This window comes from Paracoccus acridae (genome assembly GCF_014642735.1).
GTDB classification, from domain to species: Bacteria; Pseudomonadota; Alphaproteobacteria; order Rhodobacterales; family Rhodobacteraceae; genus Paracoccus; species Paracoccus acridae.
In genome coordinates this window covers 1-598 of record NZ_BMIV01000094.1, presented here as the reverse complement: position 1 = coordinate 598, position 598 = coordinate 1, and the positions used below count along the sequence as shown (strand labels likewise).

1 protein-coding gene and 1 pseudogene are annotated in these 598 nt (G+C 57.2%); both read left to right on the top strand.

Annotated features, from left to right (window positions below; genetic code table 11):
- On the top strand, positions 1–239 hold a 239-nt coding region (locus IEX25_RS19945; RefSeq protein WP_188717473.1), incomplete at its 5' end, for an integrase core domain-containing protein.
- A gap of 60 nt (positions 240–299) precedes the next feature.
- A pseudogene (locus IEX25_RS19940) lies at positions 300–598 on the top strand (ArsR family transcriptional regulator); the annotation flags it as partial.

Genomic DNA, 598 nt, shown 5'->3' with positions numbered 1-598 from the left:
GGCTTGTGCGGCTCTATGAGGAGTGCCGGCAACCCTATCACAATGTACAGATCGATAGCTTCATGGAAACCCTAAAAGTGGAGGAGGTCTACCGGGCAGGATACGAAACCTTCGCCGATGTAGCCGCCCGCTTACCGATATTCATCGAGCAGATTTACAACTCGAAACGACTACACTCAGCCCTCGACTACCGAACCCCCGAGGAATTCGAAACCCTCTTTGCCCAGAAGGCGGCTTAGTTCAGATGGTGCGATGTGGTCCAGCCCGAGGGGTTCACTCCAAACCTTTGCCACTTCTGGATGGAAATCAACAATCTCTCACTTCCCAAAGCACGGATCTGCTACAACCAGCTGGGTGGAGAGATGGGTGTCATGCTTTATGACCGGATGCTGGAGAAGGGCTGGCTGAGCCGCGATCTGGACGTGACGGACAAGGGATGGACGAAGCTGGCTGTCCTGGGGCTGCAGCAAGGTGACTTGCCTTCCAGAAACCGTCCGCTTTGCCACGCCTACCTCGACTGGAGCCAGCGGCGGCATCACCTGGCCGGACGCCTCGGGAAGGCCGTGCTCGATCGTATTCTTGCCGTGTCATGGGCGCG